At 70.9% G+C, this 16,929-nt stretch carries 16 protein-coding genes and 1 pseudogene; 8 read left to right on the forward strand and 9 right to left on the reverse strand.

The genetic code is table 11. The features are described from left to right. Window positions 1–3 precede the first annotated feature (3 nt). Window positions 4–861: a maleylpyruvate isomerase family mycothiol-dependent enzyme gene (locus ACMTAK_RS49130; protein WP_413812209.1), complete on the reverse strand. Its 858-nt coding sequence runs from the start codon at window positions 859–861 to the stop codon at window positions 4–6. A gap of 85 nt (window positions 862–946) precedes the next feature. Continuing rightward, window positions 947–1,909: a zinc-dependent alcohol dehydrogenase family protein gene (locus ACMTAK_RS49135; protein ID WP_413812210.1), complete on the reverse strand. Its 963-nt coding sequence runs from the start codon at window positions 1,907–1,909 to the stop codon at window positions 947–949. A gap of 130 nt (window positions 1,910–2,039) precedes the next feature. Between ACMTAK_RS49135 and ACMTAK_RS49140 the strand changes: the two genes are divergently transcribed. Together ACMTAK_RS49140 and ACMTAK_RS49145 are read left to right on the forward strand one after the other, a co-directional pair. After that, window positions 2,040–2,693, forward strand: a complete 654-nt coding sequence (locus ACMTAK_RS49140) for a TetR/AcrR family transcriptional regulator (protein WP_413812211.1) — start codon at window positions 2,040–2,042, stop codon at window positions 2,691–2,693. A gap of 221 nt (window positions 2,694–2,914) precedes the next feature. Continuing rightward, window positions 2,915–3,103, forward strand: a pseudogene (locus ACMTAK_RS49145) (squalene/phytoene synthase family protein); the annotation flags it as partial. Between the two features lie 90 nt (window positions 3,104–3,193). On the opposite strand, the gene ACMTAK_RS49150 reads toward ACMTAK_RS49145, so the two are convergent. After that, window positions 3,194–3,829 (reverse strand): hypothetical protein, encoded by a 636-nt coding sequence (locus ACMTAK_RS49150; RefSeq protein ID WP_413812212.1) that lies wholly within the window; start codon window positions 3,827–3,829, stop codon window positions 3,194–3,196. 307 nt (window positions 3,830–4,136) lie between these two features. On the opposite strand from ACMTAK_RS49150, the gene ACMTAK_RS49155 reads away from it, so the two are divergent. Beyond that, window positions 4,137–5,246 carry a zinc-binding dehydrogenase gene (locus ACMTAK_RS49155; RefSeq protein ID WP_413812213.1) on the forward strand — a complete coding sequence of 370 codons (1,110 nt, stop codon included), beginning with the start codon at window positions 4,137–4,139 and terminating at the stop codon, window positions 5,244–5,246. Between the two features lie 58 nt (window positions 5,247–5,304). On the opposite strand, the gene ACMTAK_RS49160 is transcribed toward ACMTAK_RS49155, so the two are convergent. Then, window positions 5,305–6,105: an aminoglycoside adenylyltransferase domain-containing protein gene (locus ACMTAK_RS49160; protein ID WP_413812214.1), complete on the reverse strand. Its 801-nt coding sequence runs from the start codon at window positions 6,103–6,105 to the stop codon at window positions 5,305–5,307. Between the two features lie 217 nt (window positions 6,106–6,322). Between ACMTAK_RS49160 and ACMTAK_RS49165 the strand changes: the two genes are divergently transcribed. Then, entirely contained in the window at window positions 6,323–6,511 is a 189-nt protein-coding gene (locus ACMTAK_RS49165; protein ID WP_413812215.1) for a hypothetical protein, read from the forward strand. On the opposite strand, the gene ACMTAK_RS49170 is transcribed toward ACMTAK_RS49165, so the two are convergent. The 4 genes from ACMTAK_RS49170 to ACMTAK_RS49185 are packed head-to-tail and all read right to left on the reverse strand — an operon-like array spanning window position 6,484 to window position 11,091. Then, window positions 6,484–7,251 (reverse strand): hypothetical protein, encoded by a 768-nt coding sequence (locus ACMTAK_RS49170; RefSeq protein ID WP_413812216.1) that lies wholly within the window; start codon window positions 7,249–7,251, stop codon window positions 6,484–6,486. The genes ACMTAK_RS49165 and ACMTAK_RS49170 overlap by 28 nt on opposite strands. A 52-nt stretch (window positions 7,252–7,303) precedes the next feature. Continuing rightward, window positions 7,304–9,532: a molybdopterin cofactor-binding domain-containing protein gene (locus tag ACMTAK_RS49175; protein WP_413812217.1), complete on the reverse strand. Its 2,229-nt coding sequence runs from the start codon at window positions 9,530–9,532 to the stop codon at window positions 7,304–7,306. 9 nt (window positions 9,533–9,541) lie between these two features. After that, window positions 9,542–10,525, reverse strand: coding sequence for an FAD binding domain-containing protein (locus tag ACMTAK_RS49180; RefSeq protein WP_413812218.1), 984 nt, complete (start codon window positions 10,523–10,525; stop codon window positions 9,542–9,544). Then, entirely contained in the window at window positions 10,522–11,091 is a 570-nt protein-coding gene (locus tag ACMTAK_RS49185) for a 2Fe-2S iron-sulfur cluster-binding protein (protein ID WP_413812219.1), read from the reverse strand. Before ACMTAK_RS49185 ends, ACMTAK_RS49180 begins: the two co-directional genes overlap by 4 nt. A 306-nt stretch (window positions 11,092–11,397) precedes the next feature. Here ACMTAK_RS49185 and ACMTAK_RS49190 point away from each other — a divergent pair, with 306 nt between their 5' ends. Next, entirely contained in the window at window positions 11,398–13,947 is a 2,550-nt protein-coding gene (locus ACMTAK_RS49190) for an ATP-dependent Clp protease ATP-binding subunit (RefSeq protein ID WP_413812220.1), read from the forward strand. A 249-nt stretch (window positions 13,948–14,196) separates the two neighbouring features. Continuing rightward, window positions 14,197–14,373 carry a DUF6480 family protein gene (locus tag ACMTAK_RS49195; RefSeq protein WP_191062898.1) on the forward strand — a complete coding sequence of 59 codons (177 nt, stop codon included), beginning with the start codon at window positions 14,197–14,199 and terminating at the stop codon, window positions 14,371–14,373. Window positions 14,374–14,488: 115 nt separating this feature from the next. Here ACMTAK_RS49195 and ACMTAK_RS49200 read toward each other — a convergent pair whose 3' ends face one another. Further along, on the reverse strand, window positions 14,489–14,722 hold the full coding sequence (locus tag ACMTAK_RS49200) for a hypothetical protein (protein WP_413812221.1): 234 nt from the start codon (window positions 14,720–14,722) through the stop codon (window positions 14,489–14,491). Window positions 14,723–14,875: 153 nt separating this feature from the next. On the opposite strand from ACMTAK_RS49200, the gene ACMTAK_RS49205 reads away from it, so the two are divergent. Beyond that, a complete protein-coding gene (locus ACMTAK_RS49205; RefSeq protein ID WP_413812222.1) occupies window positions 14,876–15,391 on the forward strand; it encodes a DUF6328 family protein in 516 nt (171 codons plus the stop codon). A 40-nt stretch (window positions 15,392–15,431) separates the two neighbouring features. Continuing rightward, the gene (locus ACMTAK_RS49210) at window positions 15,432–16,910 is read left to right on the forward strand and encodes an aminotransferase class I/II-fold pyridoxal phosphate-dependent enzyme (protein WP_413812223.1); all 1,479 of its coding nucleotides are present in this window, start codon (window positions 15,432–15,434) and stop codon (window positions 16,908–16,910) included. The last annotated feature ends 19 nt before the right edge of the window (window positions 16,911–16,929 follow it).

Below are 16,929 nucleotides of genomic sequence, written 5' to 3' on the forward strand. Positions count from 1 at the left end.
GGATCAGGGCGGGGAGAAGAGCGCGGGGAAGCGGGGTGCGAGCCAGGGCTTGCGGCCCCATGTGAGGACGCGGCCCCTGGCGACGGCGCTCCACGGTCCGAGGCGGCCCAGCGCCATGAGGAGGAAGGCCACGGGCTCGGTGAGGATGGTGCAGTCCGGGCGGCTCGGCGGGCGCGGTGTGACGGTCACCGCGCCGTCGGTGAAGGTGGCGCCGAAGCAGGCGCCACCCCTCAGGTGGATGGCGTAGCGGGCGGTGAGCCCGGCGGCGGCGGTGGTGTCGAGCACCCGTGGCATGGCCGTGGTGAGAAAGGGCAGGGTCAGCTCGACCCGGGCCCGGTTGAGCATATGCGGGCTGCCCAGTGCGCGGGCGAGGTCATAGCCGTGGCCGAGCATATGGGTCAGCAGATACGACCCCAGTACCTCCAGGCTCATCGGGCCCATCGGCGTGACCAGTCCGCCGTGTGACCCGTGTGACGCATTTGACTCGTGCGACGCATTAGACGTGGGCCGGGCCGCCGCCCGGAGGAAGGCGTCGGCCTGCTCCACGATCATGGTGGCCAGCGGCTCGGCCCGGCGCTCGGCGAACGCGGCGAGCGCGCGCTGGTTCGCCTCCGCCAGCCCCTGCGGTGTGCCGTCCCCGTAGCCGCGTTCCTTCCCGTCCGCGAGGTGTGCCATCAGCTCATTGGCCTGCGCCAGATGCGCCGCCGCCTCCCCGACCGTCCACCGCGACCCGGGCACCGGAGCCCCGGTGTCGGACGCGCCGCGCAGCGTGGCGGCGATGTCGGCCGCGGTGGCACGAATCGCCTCGTCCAGCCCCGTGGGCCACGTGCCGCCGCTGCTCTGCCCGTTCACCGATTCCACGCGCCCTCCCTGCACCTGGCCGGGAAGATCCCCCGGGGCACGTACGGTGCCACGTGTCCCACGGTCGCCGGTATCGCATCGCGGGTTACGGTGTCAGTACGATCCTGCCGAACACCTCGCCGGTGTCCATCTTCCGGTGGGCCAGTGCGGCTTGCTCCAACGGCAACAGCTCGTGCACCACCGTACGCAGTTCGCCGCGGCTCGCGGCGGCGAACTGCCCGGTCCGCACGGCACGTCGATCGGGCTCGGCCACGGTGGCGGCGCTGAAGGCGGCGAACGACATCGACTTCTGGAACGCCGCCATCATCGTCATGCCGAAGTCCTCCGGTGGCATGCCTCCGACCGCGCCGACGGCCACCATGCGACCGTTCGGATTGAGCTTGGCGAAGAAGGACGGCAGGTCCGCACCGGCGATGACGTCGATGATGACGTCGTAGCCGGAGGGAGCGTCGTCGCCGCCCTCACCGGAGCGGTCCAGCACATGGGTGGCGCCGAGCTTGCGCAGCCGATCGCCACGCTCGGCCGACGACGTCGTGACCGCCACCGCCCCGGCACCGCCACGCGCCGCGAGCTGGACCGTCATGATGCCGAGGCTGCCGGCCGCGCCCCGCACCAGCACCGACTCGCCGGGAGCGAAGTGGGCATGGGACAGGCCGAAGTGGGCCACGATTCCGGAGCTCCCCAGCGTCACCGAGTCGACGGCGGAGAGGCCCGCGGGGAGGGGGAGGATCTCCTCGACCGCGGCGATCGCCTGTTCGGCATAGCCGCCGTTTACGCCGGTGAACGCCCACACGCGCTGACCGACCCATGACGTATCGACGCCGTCGCCGACCGCGGTCACGGTGCCCGCCACCTCGCTGCCGGGGATATGGCCTTCCCTGAAGCCGTAGCCGGTGAGGGTCCCGCGGCGGATCACGGCATCGGAGCCGCCGACACCGATCGCCTCATTGGCGATCAGCACCTGACCGGCGGCGGGGGTCGGAACGGGGAGGTCGATCACTGCCAGACCTTCGGGAGGTCCGAACGCCTGGATCGCGACTGCCTTCAAGGTCGTCTCCTTGCTCTGGGATGGACGGGGGTCGGTGGGATCCACCGGATCGGTGATCGACGTAATCGATCGGAACCGGCCCGAGGGACGCTAACGGACGCACCCGTCCACTTTGGCTAAAGTGAGAGCGGTGACCGACCGTTTGCCTCACACCCTGCGCTCCGACGCCTCGGACAACCGGGAGCGCATCATCGACGCGGCCCGCGCGCTGTTCGCCACCGAAGGGCTGAAGGTGCCGATGCGGGAGATCGCCCGGCACGCCGGGGTCGGCCCCGCCACGCTGTACCGCCGTTTTCCGACCAAGCAGATGCTGGCCACCGAGGCCTTCACGGACGAGATGCGCGCATGCCGCGCCATCGTCGACAAGGGGCGTGCCGAGCCGGATCCGTGGCGCGGCTTCTGCCTCGTGATCGAGAAGACCTGTGAGCTGCACGCCCGCAGCCGGGGCTTCACCGAAGCCTTCATGTCGACCTTCCCCGATGCGATGGACTTCGTCGCGGAGCGCGAATACACGCTGAGGTCGATCGCCGAACTGGCCCATCGCGCAAAGGACACCGGCCATCTGCGCCCCGACTTCGTCCTGGACGATCTGGTCCTGATGCTCATGGCGAACAGGGGCATCCACACCACGTCGAAGGCCGCCCGGGTCGCGGCGTCCCGGCGCTTCGCCGCGTTCGTGATCCAGGCCTTCCAAGCCTCGCCGCAGCACTCACCGCTGCCGCCGGTGGCACGCTTGGCACCCGCGGCACCCGCAGCACCCGCGGCACCAGGCAAGATCACATGAGGACACGACTCAGGGCCTACCGGCCCGCGTAGTGTGCCGGCGGTCGGCCGCCGCAAGACCGAGGAATCTGGAGGGCCGGGCCTGGGCCTGTGGGACAGGGCGCTTGATGCCGCGGGGGTCGGCGATCCCCATCTGCGCGAGGACTACGCGCGCGGCAGCGGAAACTGGTCGCGGGCTACCGGCGCGGGCCCGTCGCGGAGCGCCGGGCCTGCGCGGAGTGGGTGAAGGAGGTACGTGACGGCCTGGCCGGTGGGGAAAGCGACCATGCCGCCGTACGGCCGCTGCTGCACACCGTCTCGGCGTATCCCGGGATGCGCGGCCGGGTCGAGGACTTCCTCGACGCGGCCGCCATGGAGCTGGAGTTCACCGGATTCGCCACCGAAGCGGACTACCAGCGCTACGTCGACGCCTATGCGCTCCCGGCGTTCATGCTGATCGCGGGTCTGATCGCCAGGGAGGATCCGGCAACCCCCGTCACCCGCGTTGAACACCACACCTCGTCAGGAAGCGCGCGCCTCGCTGGGCTCACCCGCGTCGGCGGTCGCGTCCGTGGTGACAGCGGAATAGAAGACGGACCTCTTCTGCTTGGTGCGGTGTGCTTGCCCCTTGGCGACAAGCGATTCGAGAGTGCCGCGCACGACCGTGGGCTTGATCTCGCGCTTCGGAAAAGCCTGGTTCAGCGCCGAGGTCACCTCGGCCGCGGAGCGGGGCTCGCCGTGCTGGGCGAGGTCATCACGCACAAGCTCCCGAAGCGTGGGCACTCCCGTTTCCCGCACCCGCTGACGACGCGGACGGCTCCCGCCCGACTCCGCCCCCTTCCGCCTGTCACCGGCCGCGGCCTTCTTCCTCGTTTTGCGCGTGGCGGACACCGCCGCGACCTCTCGTTTCGCGGACGAACCATCCCCGGAGCCACTGACGCCACCGTCCTCCGTCGCGCCACCGGCCGCATCGCCACCAAGGGTCTGCCGCATGCCGAGCAGCAGCGCCCGGTTGTCTTCCAGCGTCGCCAACTGTCCTTGCAGTGCCGCGATTTGAGAGCTGAGGCGCTCGTGCTCGGCGGAGTTGCGTTCCAGATCGGCCGCGACCTGAGCCGCGTACTGGGACTTCAAGTTGGTGCTCTCGGCAGGAGTGTCCACTACGAGCTCCCTCATCTGGGCCCATTGCACGTTGGTGGTGGATGGTACATCCGGGTGAATGCCACGTGGGGCTGATCCCGTCGCTGAGCTGGGTCTGTGGTCACTGGCCGAGCACAGTCTGACGTCCCGTCCGCGGGCGCCCGCGTTGCGACGACACACCTCCGGGCCGAGCGCGGTCACACTCGCAACCGGCACACGGCGTGTGCCGCATAGGGCAGACTGCGTGCGGCATCATGATCACTCGCCGTTCCCGCACCGGCTCGGTGATCGGCGCGCCAACCGGCCGAGTACGTGAAAGGAACCACGGATGACCTTGGACGCACGACCGATACGCACCGGCGCGGACTCAACGGCGGGCGCGGTGGCGGATGACCTCCCGGCCACGATGCGCGCCGCGCGGTTCGACACGGCAGCGGGCACGTTGACGGTCGAGGATGTGTCCGTGCCGCGGCCCGGAGTGGGCGAGGTCGTGGTCAAGGTGGCCGCGTGTGGCATCTGCCAGTCGGACCTGAGCCAGCTCGACGGCCATATCCCGCCCCTGCTGCCGGTGGTCACCCCCGGACACGAGGCGTCGGGCGTGGTGGCGGCGGTCGGCGACGGCGCCGGGCACTGGAAGGCGGGGGACCGGGTGGTCCTGGGCGCGGGGAAGGCATGCGGGACGTGCCCCGCCTGCCGGTTCGGCGGTGGCACGAACACCTGTGAGAACCTCCAGGTGATGGCCTTCCACTACGACGGGGCCTGGGCCGAGTACGTCCTGACCGACGCCACCACGCTCATCGCCGTGCCCGACTCCGTACCCCTGGAACACGCCGCCGTGCTCGCCGACGCCGTCTCCACCCCGTACGGCGCCATCGACACCGCCCAGCTGCGGTCCGCCGAATCCGTGGGCATCTGGGGGCTGGGAGGTCTGGGCACCCACCTCGTGCAGCTCACCCGCGTCTGCGGAGCCTCCCCGATCGTCGCCCTCGACCCCCTGCCCGCCGCCCGCGAGCGCGCCCTCGCCCTGGGCGCCGACTTCGCGCTCGACCCGACGGACGGTGACACCAGGGCCACGCTGAAGGAGATCACGGGCGGCAAGGGACTGGACGTCGCCTTCGACTGCGTCGGCCGTACGCCCTCCTTCACCCAGGCGGAGCGTGCCCTCGGCCACCGGGGCCGCCTGGTGCTCGTCGGCATCTCGCCGGACCCTCTGGCCGTGGGCCCGGAGCTCCACTTCGTGCGCAACCGCCATACCGTGATCGGACACACCGGATATCGCATGGAGCATCTGGAGGATCTGGTCGAGCTGACCGCCCGGGGGCGTCTGGACATCTCCGGGTCGGTCAGCGCGATCCTGCCCCTGGAGGAAGTGAACGAGGGCATCCGGCGGTTGCGTGAGCGGGAGGGCAACCCGATCCGCATCCTGCTGCGGCCCTGAGCGCGAGGCAGCGGGCCAACGGCCGGGCTCCGCGGTGGCCGAAGGCCGCGGACCCCGCTCAGGTCCCGGCCGCCCGGGCGGTCTGGTCGACCCGTTCGCGTACCCGGGCCAGGAATGCCCGCACCTCGGCGGCGGGCAGTGGGATCGCGGAGGAGCGGGGGCGCTCGAAGCTGTCCACCGCGGCCTCGATGAGCGGCCGGAACTCCTCCTCGGCCAGGGCGACCTCCCGCGCCGCGGCGCGCTTGGCCAGCCAGCGGCCGGTACGGCAGAACACCACCGAGCGGCAGCCGTTGAGCACACGGTTGTCCGCGAGGTGACCTTCTCCGTCGCTGTGCTCTCGGACGGAGGCCCGGATCGCGGTGAGCAGATCCGGGCGGCCCGGTGCGGCGATCACCTCCCGGGCCGGGCGGCCGAAGAGTGTCAGCCCGGTCTGATGGGCGACGGAGCGGTCGATGGCGTACCAGAACGCCGGGGACCGCGCCGCGTCGAAGCCGGCCCGGTTGGGCAGCAGCGGGCCGGTGTTGAGGTCCAGGAGGTACCCGGCCGCACCGGAGGGATGGCGGACGAAATCCGTTCCGTAGACCACCAGTTCCAGCCCCGCCGCCGGGCAGGGCAGACGCGGGTGGGCGAGGGCCCCGGCCAGGTCGGGCAGGGCCGATCCGGGCAGCGACGGCTCCACGACGACCGTCACATCGACGTCGCTGCGCCCATGCCGGTAGTCCCCGAGCGCGAGGGAACCGACCGCGAGGACACTCACCAGACGGGGCCCGCACACCGTGCGGGTGCGCCGGACGAGTTCTTCCAGATAGGGCCGCAGTTCGGTGGGAAGGGACCGCGGCTCCTCGCGCGTGTGGGCCACGTGCCCAGTATCCCCGGTGTGAGACGCGTGGACGGCCGTGGCTCGGTACCGCCGCTGGCCGTGTGTGCCGGGTACTTCATGGTCATCCTGGACGTCACGGTCATCGACGTGGCCGTGCCCGTGATCGGCCGGGAGCTGTCGGCCTCGCTCACCGGCATCCAGTGGATCACCGACGGGCCGTGCCACCGGCGTGGCGCTCGGTGGCACCCTGCTCGCCATGGCCGCCGACTACAGCGAGGGGCTGCGCGCCAGCATGGCCATCGGCGCCCTCGCCCATCTGACCGCCGCGGGGCTGGCATGGTTCCGCGTACCGCCCAGGCCCGGGAGCGAGGCACCTGACGCGGAGGCCCACGCGGGCCGATACACGTCACCGACCTCCTACTCGGCTCCCCCGGCAAAGCCATAATGAAGCCCGCGGCCCGGGACCGGCAGTCCCGCGGGCAGCCGGGAACCGGAGAGTTCGGGCACGGCGACGGCGTCCCAGTCCACGCCACCGTCCGCGAGGTGCGGGCCGAGGCCGACCGAGCCCACCTCCGCGCCGTCCACATAGGCGGTCAGGGTGGGTTCGCCGCCGATGCCGCCCTCGGACAGGGTGAACCACTTGTCGCAGGCCCAGCGGATCTCATCGGCGTCGGACGCGACGATGGTCGCGCTGTGCCGCACCGATCCGCTCCATGCCTCGTCCTCCATGACGTAGAAGCTGTACGCGTGCTCCGCCGCGGGCTTGTCACCGACACCGAGAAGCACGGCCAACTCGTCGAGCCCCGCCCCCGTGTGGCGGGTGGGACCGGCCGCGCGTATCCGGGCGTACAGCTTCTCCGCCTCGATGTGCCGCCGTTCGACGGTGCTCTCGTCCTCCCCGTACCACTTCATCACGTCGGGGTTCATGTCCAGACACGCCTCCCAGTAGGAGATCTGCTGGGCAAGGCGCCCGGTCAGCAGGGTCAGAGCCTCGACATCATCGGGGCGTGCCGCCACGGCGGCGCGCAGCCACCGCTCTTCGGGCCAGGTCGGTTCGCCGTCCCCGGGCTCGGCCGGGTCCGCTGCCGTCAGGCACAGCAACCGCCCCAGCCGGAGCGCGGCCTGGGCATCGCCCGCGGCCGCCGTGGTCCGCAGCCGTATGAGGGTCTCGTCGGTGGTCGTCATGAGACGACGCTACGCGCCACCACCGCGCGGTGAACGGGTTGTGCCCGGAGAGTCAGACCATGGCCGGCAATCCGGGCAGCAGCTTCTCGAGCGTGATGGGGAAGTCCCGCACGCGCACTCCGGTGGCGTTGAACACCGCGTTGGCCACCGCCGCCCCGGATCCGCAGATGCCCAATTCACCGATGCCCTTCGCGCCGAGGTCATTGGCCTTGTCGTCGTACCCCTCGAGGACGACGGCCTCGATGTCGGCGGGGATGTCGCCGTGGACCGGCACCAGATACCCCGCGAAGTCCCGGTTGACGAAGGCGCCGGATCGCGGGTCGACGACCGCCTCTTCCTCGAGGGCCGCGCCGACACCCCAGATCATGCCGCCGATCAGTTGCGAGCGGGCCGTCTTCGGGTTGAACACACGGCCCACCGAGAACACGCTGAGCATCCGCCGCAGACGGATCTCGGCGGTGTCCGCGTCGACACCCACTTCGGCGAAATGGGCCCCGTAAGTGTTGATCGAGTAGTCCGAGTAGTTCGGATCGTCGCCCATGAAGCGGGTCTGGCCCTCCGCCTCCACACCGTCGGGATGGTGGCGCGCGACGATCTCGCGCAGCGCCTCGGACGCGTCACCGATGGCCACGTCGCCGTCGGAGAACACCGCCGCTGAGGGATCCTGGCCGTGCAGCGGGGAGCGTGTGTCGCCGCAGGCCGCGTCCAGCAGCTTCGTGCGCAGGGCCGCGCACGCCCGGTGCACCGCGGTGGACGAATTGGTGGCGCCCCACGAGCCGCCGGACCCCCAGCTGGAGGGATGATCCGAACGCCCGAGGTCGACCCGAACCCGTTCCAGCGGGAGGCCGAGTCCCTCGGCCCCGACCTGGGTGAGGATGGTGTAGGTGCCCGTGCCGATGTCGGTCATGTCCGTCTGGATCACGGCGGTGCCGTCCGGCTCCAACCGCACCCGCACCGTCGTCGGCCCCTGGAAGTGCCCCCGGATGGCGGCCGACATGCCGTAGCCGATCAGCCACCGTCCCTCGCGCACACTCGCGGGTGTGGCCGGGCGGTTCTCCCAGCCGAACCGGCGCGCGCCTTCGCGCAGGCACTCCACCAGGTGCCGGTCGCTGTACGGTACGTTCCGCTCGGGATCCACGGTGGGCTCGTTGCGGATCCGCAGCTCGACCGGGTCCATCCCGAGCGCCTCGGCCAGCTCGTCCATCGCCGACTCGACGGAGAGCATGCCCGGTGCCTCGCCCGGCGCGCGGACGTCCGTCCCGCGCGGCAGGTCGAGCGCCGTCAGCCGGTGGCTGGTCAGCCGGTGGGGCGCGGCGTAGAGGCTGCGCACGGTGGCGGCGGTCTGCTCGGCGTACTCGACGTCGGGGTTGGTGTGCATGGTGACGTCGTGGGCGATCGCGGCCAGCCGTCCATCGTGTCCCGCGCCCAGCCGGACCCGCTGGTTCGACGTGGGGCGCATGCCCACGAGCTGGAAGACCTGCTGGCGGGTCAGCGTGACCTTGACCGGCTGGCCCAGTGTGCGGGCGGCGAGCGCCGCCAGGATCGTCTCGGAGTGGATGCCCAGCTTGGAGCCGAAGCCACCGCCGACGAAGGGGGTGACGACGTGCACCCGCTCCGGGTCCATCATCAGCGTGCCGGCGACCGAGTCCCGCGCCGCGTCGGTGATCTGGCAGCTGACGTAGACGACCAGATCCTCGCCGCGCGGTGCCACCATGGACGCGTTCGGTTCGATCGGCATCGAGAACTCGTACGGGGTCGTGTACCGCTGGTCGACCTTGACCTCCGCGCCGGCGAACCCGGCGTCGAAATCGCCGACCGCGGTGTCGGTGGGGAGACCGGCGTTGACCGTCTTGGGGATGTAGGTGTCGTCCTCGAACTCGCCGAAGTCGAAACGGCCCCGCCCGGCGCGGTATTCCACCTCGACCAGGTCGGCCGCGTCCCGGGCCTGCTCGAAGGTCTCGGCGACGACCAATGCCACCGGCTCTCCGTAGAAGTGGATGTCCGGGCCGGTCAACACCGGCTGGGCGCGCCAGTATTCGAAGGAAATGGACTCGTCGCGGGGGCCCTGCGCCGGGGCGTTGAGGTGGGTCATCACCAGCTGGACACCGGGCGCGCCTTCCGCGTCCTCGGTGTCGATGCGGGTGATGCGGCCCTTGCCGATCGTCGCGCCGACGATGAAGCCGTAGAGGGGCTGACCGGCCTCCCAGTGCTCGTAGGCGTAGGCGGCCCGGCCGGTGGCCTTCAGCGGGCCGTCGACGCGGTTCACAGCTTGCCCGATCATCTCGCCTCCTCAGCTCGCCCCGGCCGCTTGCGCCAGCGTGCGGCACAGCGTGCGCTTGGCCAGCTCGATCTTGAAGTCGTTGTCACCCCGCCCGACCGCGCCGCGCAGCGCCGCCTCGGCGGCGGCGCGATAGGTGTCCATCGTGGCCGGACGGTCGGTCAGCGCGTCCTCCGCCTCGACGGACCGCCACGGCTTGTGTGCCACCCCGCCGAACGCCACCCGCGCCTCCCGGATCGTTCCCTGGTCGGCCGAGACGACGGCCGCCACCGAGACCAGCGCGAACTCGTACGACGCCCGGTCGCGCACCTTGCGGTAGATCTGCCGGCCCGGCAGGGGCGGGGGCAGCAGAACGCCCGTGATCATCTCGTCGTCACCCAGCACGTTCTCGATGTGCGGCGTATCGCCCGGCAGCCGGTAGAAGTCCGTGATGGCGACGCGCCGCACCGACCCATCGGCCCGGAGCAGCTCGATCTCCGCGTCGAGCGCGGTCATCGCGACGGCCATGTCCGAGGGGTGGGTGGCGATGCAGGACTCGCTCGCGCCGAGGATGGCGTGGATCCGGTTGAAGCCGCCGATCGCCGCGCATCCCGATCCGGGGTTGCGCTTGTTGCAGTCCGCGGCCGTGTCGTAGAAGTAGGGACAGCGTGTGCGCTGCACCAGATTTCCCCCGGTGGACGCCTTGTTGCGCAGCTGCCCCGAGGCGCCCGACACCAGCGCCTCCGACAGCACCGGATAGCGGGTGCGCACGCGGGGATCGGCCGCCACATCGGAGTTCCGCGCCTGGGCGCCGATGCGCAGTCCACCGTCCGGCAGCTCCTCGATGTCCCGCAGCGGAAGCCGGCTGATGTCCACCAGATGGCTGGGGTATTCGATGTCGAGCTTCATCAGGTCGAGCAGATTGGTGCCGCCGCTGATGAACTTCGCGCCCGGCTGGGCGGCCGCGGCGACGGCGGCCCGTGTGTCCGTCGCCCGCTCATAGGTGAAGGACCTCATGTGGCGCCTCCCTCCGCGCTGCCGCGGATGGCCGCGACGATGTTCGGATAGGCGGCGCACCGGCAGATGTTGCCGCTCATCCGCTCGCGGATCTCGTCGTCGGTCAACGCGACCCGGGGCGAGGACACGTCGGTGGTGACATGGCTGGGCCAGCCCGCCTGCACCTCGGCGAGCATGCCGACGGCCGAACAGATCTGGCCGGGGGTGCAGTAGCCGCACTGGAAGCCGTCGCACTCGACGAAGGCCCGTTGCATGGGGTGCAGATGGTCGGGATCGCCCAAGCCCTCGATCGTCATGATCGCGTCGTCCTCGTGCATCACGGCGAGTGTCAGGCAGGAGAGGACGCGCCGGCCGTTGATCAGTACCGTGCAGGCGCCGCACTGCCCGTGATCACACCCCTTCTTGGTCCCGCTCAGGCGCAGATGTTCGCGCAGCGCGTCGAGCAGCGAGGTCCGCGGATCCACCTCGAGCTGCCGCACCTGATCGTTGATGTTCAGCTTGATCGCCGAGGGTGGGGCCATCTCGCCCTGGCTCCGCCTCATGGCGTGCGTATCCGAAGCGCTCATCACGGCCCGCCTTCCTCGCTAGGTGCAGGTGTCAGCCCGGATATGCGGCGCGACTGCCCGTCACGCTCCCTCTCTCCAGCCTCTCGCAAGAAGGCGGACGTCGCACCGCGAGAAGGTTGGTGACGATGTGTTGTTCGTTGATGACTGACCGTGTGTCGGCGTCGTGGTGTGCGACGGCCGTCCGCGGCCCGGCGACCGCAGGTGTAATGCGGGTGCCTCTCGGGCACCCGCGCCCCGGAAGGATCACGCCTGTCAAGAGAGCGGGCCCGGTCCGGACACCTGGCCGGGACTGCGGAACGGAAGGCCATGAGCAGCGGTTTCATGGGTCCGGGGGACTTCGGTCCAGACCCGTTCGAGGAATTCATGACACGGTTCCTCGGCGGCGGACCGCGCCCCGGCCTCCGCCATATCGACATCGGCCGCCTGATGAGCGACCCCGCCCGGCGACTCGTCGCCGACGCGGCCACCTACGCCGCCGAGCACGGCAGTGCCGATCTGGACACCAAGCATCTGCTGCGTGCGGCGCTGGCCGCCGAGCCGACCCGGGGGCTGCTGGCGGGGGCGGGTGCCGACACCGACGCGCTGGCCGCGGAGATCGACCGGATGAGCGGCGAGGGCCCGCGGCGCACCCAGCTGTCCGTCACCCCCGCGGTCAAGCGCGCCCTGCTGGACGCACATGAACTGGCCCGTGCGAACGGAGCCTCCTACATCGGCCCCGAGCATGTGCTCGGGGCGCTGGCCGCCAACCACGACTCCACGGCCGGCCGCATCCTCAACTCCCTGCCCTTCGACCCCGCGGCGGGCCGGGGCGGACCGCGGAGCGCACCGGGCCGGCCGTCGGTGAGCAGGGCATCCGGGCAGCAGTCCGGCCGACCGCAGAACACGCCCACCCTCGACAAGTTCAGCCGCGATCTGACCGACCTCGCCCACGCGGGGCGGATCGACCCCGTCATCGGCCGCGAGGAGGAGATCGAGCAGACCGTCGAGGTGCTGTCCCGCCGGGGCAAGAACAACCCCGTACTGATCGGCGACGCCGGTGTCGGCAAGACCGCCATCGTGGAAGGGCTCGCCCAGCGGGTGGCCGAGGGAGACGTCCCCGACATCCTCCTGGGCCGCCGGGTGGTCGCCCTGGACATGTCCGCGGTCGTCGCCGGCACCCGCTACCGAGGTGATTTCGAGGAACGGCTGAGCGGCATCATCGACGAGATCCGCACCCACTCCGAGGAGCTGATCGTCTTCATCGACGAGCTGCACACCGTGGTCGGCGCGGGCGCGAGCGGCGCCGAGGGCGGTTCCATGGACGCGGGCAACATGCTCAAGCCCGCCCTGGCCCGTGGCGAACTCCATGTCATCGGCGCCACCACGCTGGAGGAGTACCGCCGCCACATCGAGAAGGACGCGGCGCTGGCCCGGCGCTTCCAGCCCATCCTGGTCCCGGAGCCCTCAGCCGCCGACGCGGTGGAGATCCTGCGCGGTCTGCGCGACCGCTACGAGGCCCATCACCAGGTCCGTTTCACCGATGAGGCGCTGCTCGCGGCCGTGGAGCTGTCCGACCGCTACCTCACCGACCGGTTCCTGCCCGACAAGGCCATCGACCTGGTGGACCAGGCCGGCGCCCGGGTGCGGCTGCGCTCGCGCACCAAGGGCACCGATACCCGCACCCTGGAGCGCGAGGTCGAGCAGCTGACCCGGGACAAGGACCAGGCGGTGGCCGCGGAGGAGTACGAGCGGGCCACCGAACTGCGCGACCGCATAGGCGAGTTGAAGCGCCACATCGGGGCCGACGGCGGCACCGAGCCCGACGACGGGCAGGGCCTGGAGGTCACCGCCGAGGACATCGCCGAGGTGGTCTCCCGCCAGACCGGGATCCCCGTCAGCAGCCTCACCCAGGAGGAGAAGCAGCGCCTGCTCGGCCTGGAGGAGCACCTGTCCGAGCGGGTGATCGGACAGGACGAGGCCGTGCGTGCCGTCGCCGAGGCGGTGCTGCGCTCCCGCGCCGGTCTCGCCGACCCCGGCCGCCCCATCGGCAGCTTCCTCTTCCTCGGCCCGACCGGCGTCGGCAAGACCGAACTCGCACGGGCGCTGGCCGAGGCGCTGTTCGGCAGCGAGGACCTGATGGTCCGGCTGGACATGAGCGAGTACCAGGAGCGGCACACCGTCAGCCGGCTGGTCGGCGCCCCGCCCGGATACGTCGGCCACGAGGAGGCCGGGCAGCTCACCGAGGCGGTGCGCCGCCGCCCCTATGCGCTGCTCCTGTTCGACGAGATCGAGAAGGCGCATCCGGACGTGTTCAACACACTGCTCCAGGTGCTCGACGACGGCCGGCTCACCGACGCCCACGGCCGTACGGTCGACTTCCGCAACACGGTCGTCGTGATGACCAGCAACCTCGGCTCCGAGGCCATCGGCGGGCGCGGCGCCCTCGGCTTCGGGGCCACGGACGCCGAGACGGACGAGCAGGCCCGGCGCGAGCGCGTCCTGCGACCGCTGCGCGAGCACTTCCGCCCCGAGTTCCTCAACCGCGTCGACGAGATCGTGGTCTTCCGGCAGCTCACGGACGAGCATCTGCGCCAGATCACCGATCTTCTGCTGGAGGAGACCCGCCGTCGGCTGCACGCTCAGGACGTCACCGTGGAGTTCGCCCCGGAGGCCGTCGACTGGATCGCGCGGCACGGCCATGAACCCGCGTACGGTGCCCGGCCGCTGCGCCGCACCATCCAGCGGGAGGTGGACAACCGTCTGTCGCGACTGCTGCTGGACGGTGAGATCTCGTCCGGCGACCGGGCCCGGGTGGAGGTCGCGGACGGACAGCTGGTGTTCCACACCGACACCACCTCGAACGCCGGGCAACTATGACGCTCACGGTGTGCCGCGAACGCCGGGCCGTGCCCGGCCGCTCTTCCGCCGTATGGTGGGAAGAGTCCACCGGGGACGGCGCCTCGAACGGGGTGTCGGGCCGGGGGAGCTGGCGCGCCGCAGGCGGAAAGGAGCGCATCGGACATGGACCAGCAGAACCCGCACCCTGACCGCGCCCCCGGGCCTGCCGGGTCTCCTGAGGCCCCCGGAAGTCCCGGATCTCCTGGATCTCCCGCTCTTCGGCCGAGCGTGGGCGTGCCCCCGGGCGAGACCCCACCGGCCGAGGGCGGCCTGTCGGAAGCGGGCCCCCGCGAGACGTACAACCCCACGAAGGGCTGGTCGAAGGGGCCCACGATCGTCATTTGGCTCTTCGTGGCGCTGTTCGTGACCTTCTGCATCGCGTTCGCGGTCGCCGTGCTGGGGTGATCCGGGACGAGCCGGGGTGAATGCGACCGGCGGCTCACGTCGCCGCATGCCACGGCCCCCGGGGGCGAAGCCCTCGGGGGCCGTCGGAGATCTTTCCGATCTCTCCGTCAGCGGATCAGCTGCCGAAGCGGGCCTTCAGGAGCTGCTTGCCCAGCTCGGCTCCCTTGCGGCTGTCCGCCTGGGCCTTGCGGAACAGCTTCGCGACCTCGGTGTCCTTGTCCCGTTCCGCGTCCTGGATGTAGGTCTCCATACGCAGCGCGTTGCTCAGGCATGCCTCGACGTACCAGACGAGGTTGTAGTCCTTGTCCTTCGTGCCGGTGACCTCGCCGGTCTCGGCGGTGTGGGTCATGGTGTCTCTCTCCTTTCCACTGACTGGCGGCCGAGTGCCCCTGATGGCCCGGGTGATGCATGGATCGGCTGCGCTCGCGCCGCTGATCGCGGGTGATGTTCGCCCTTCGGAGTGGCTGGGAACACAGGGGTGGACGCGAAGGAGGCCAGGCTGATGCACGACGACCACGAAGCGCCCGGAAACGGCGGCCGTGAGGCCCGGTCCGGCCGTGTGGAGAGCCGCGAGGAGCGGGCCGACCGGAAGTGGGCCGAGTTGCTCCAGGAGGTCAGGGTGACGCAGACGGGCGTGCAGATTCTGTTCGCGTTCCTGCTCACGGTGGCCTTCACCCCCCGCTTCCACGACCTGGGCCAGGTGGACCGGGCCATCTATGTCGTGACCATCCTTCTGGGGGCGGCGGCCACCGGCGCGTTGATCGCACCCGTCTCCTTGCACCGGATCGTCACCGGACGCCGGCTGAAGCCGGAAACGGTGGACTGGGCCTCCCGCTTCACCCTGGCCGGGCTGGTGCTGTTGCTGTGCACGGTGGCGTCGGCGCTGCTGCTGATCCTGCGTGTCGTCGTGGCCGATGCCACCGCGTTCTGGCTGGCGGCCGCGGCCCTGCTCTGGTTCGTGATCTGCTGGTTCGTACCCGCGGCGTGGCTTTTCCACCGCTCGCGCAAGGAGCGCTGAGCAACGGTTTTCTCCGCAGGTGGGAGGGCACTCGTCCGGCATGGATCACACACAGGCTCCGATTCTGGAGGCCCTGGCTCGCTACCACGAGAGTGGGGCCCTCCCGTTCACGCCGCCCGGGCACAAGCAGGGCAGGGGCGCCGACCCGGAGGTCGTCAAGATCCTGGGGGACGAGGTGTTCCGCGCCGACCTCCTCGCCTTCGGCGGCCTTGACGACCGGCTGGGATCGGGCCGTGTGCTGGAGCTCGCGGAGGAGCTGATGGCGGACGCGGTGCGCGCCGAGCACACCTTCTTCTCGACCTGCGGCAGCTCGCTCTCCGTCAAGGCGGCGATGCTGGCGGTGGCCGGCCCGCACGAGACCCTGCTGGTGGGCCGGGACGCGCATAAATCGGTGGTCGCCGGCCTGATCATCTCCGGTGTCCGGCCGATCTGGGTGGAACCCGAATGGGACGGTGCCCGCCATATCGCGCATCCGCCGTCGGCCGCGTCGTTCGAGCGGACATTCGAAGAGCACCCGGAGGCCAGGGGAGCCCTGGTGACCAGCCCCACTCCGTACGGATCCTGCGCCGACCTGGCGGGGATCGCCGAGGTCTGCCATCGGCGTGGCCGTCCGCTGATCGTCGACGAGGCGTGGGGAGCACATCTGCCGTTCTGCTCCGAGCTGCCGAGCTGGGCCATGGACGCGGGTGCCGACGTCTGCGTGACCAGCATCCACAAGATGGGCAGCGGTCTGGAGCAGGGCTCGGTGTTCCATCTCCGGGGCGACTTGATCGAGCCGGCCTTCCTGAAGTCCTGCGCCGGTCTGCTCGGCACCACCAGTCCGTCCGTGCTCCTCTACGCGGGAATGGACGGGTGGCGTCGGCAGATGGCGCTGCACGGCGAGCGACTGCTCGGCGCGGCTCTGCGCCGGGCGCATGCGGTGCGCGACGAGATCGCGGCCATTGACGGACTGCACGTGGACGGGCCCGCGGACTACGCGGGTCCCGGTCTGGGCAGTGACTTCGATCCGTTTCCGGTCGTCATCGACCTGACCGGTCTCGGGGTCAGTGGCTATCGCGCGGCCGACTGGCTCCGGGAACAGCACGACGTCAACGCCCATCTGGCCGACCACCGGCGGATCAGCACCCAGCTCACCCACGCCGACGACCCCTCGACGACCGGAGCGCTGCTGACGGCGCTGCGCGAGCTGGCCGACCACGCGGGGGATCTGCGGCCCTCCCCCGAGGTGGCCGTGCCGACGCCGGACGAGTTGCGGATGGAACAGTCCTGTCTGCCGCGGGACGCCTACTTCGGCGCCACGGAGGATCTGCCCATGGCCCGTGCGGCGGGCCGGGTGGCGGCCGAGATGATCACCCCCTACCCGCCGGGCATACCGGCCGTGCTGCCCGGCGAGGTGCTGAAGCGGCCGGTCCTGGACTATCTGCGCTCCGGGCTGAAGGCCGGGATGAACCTCCCCGACGCGGCCGACCCCCGGCTGGACACCATTCGCGTCCTGGTCAAGGGGCCCGGAGCCGACTGACGCGCGGGCGCCGACCGGT

Origin of the sequence: Streptomyces lacaronensis (genome assembly GCF_047337785.1) — a bacterium.
Classification (GTDB): domain Bacteria; phylum Actinomycetota; class Actinomycetes; order Streptomycetales; family Streptomycetaceae; genus Streptomyces; species Streptomyces lycopersici.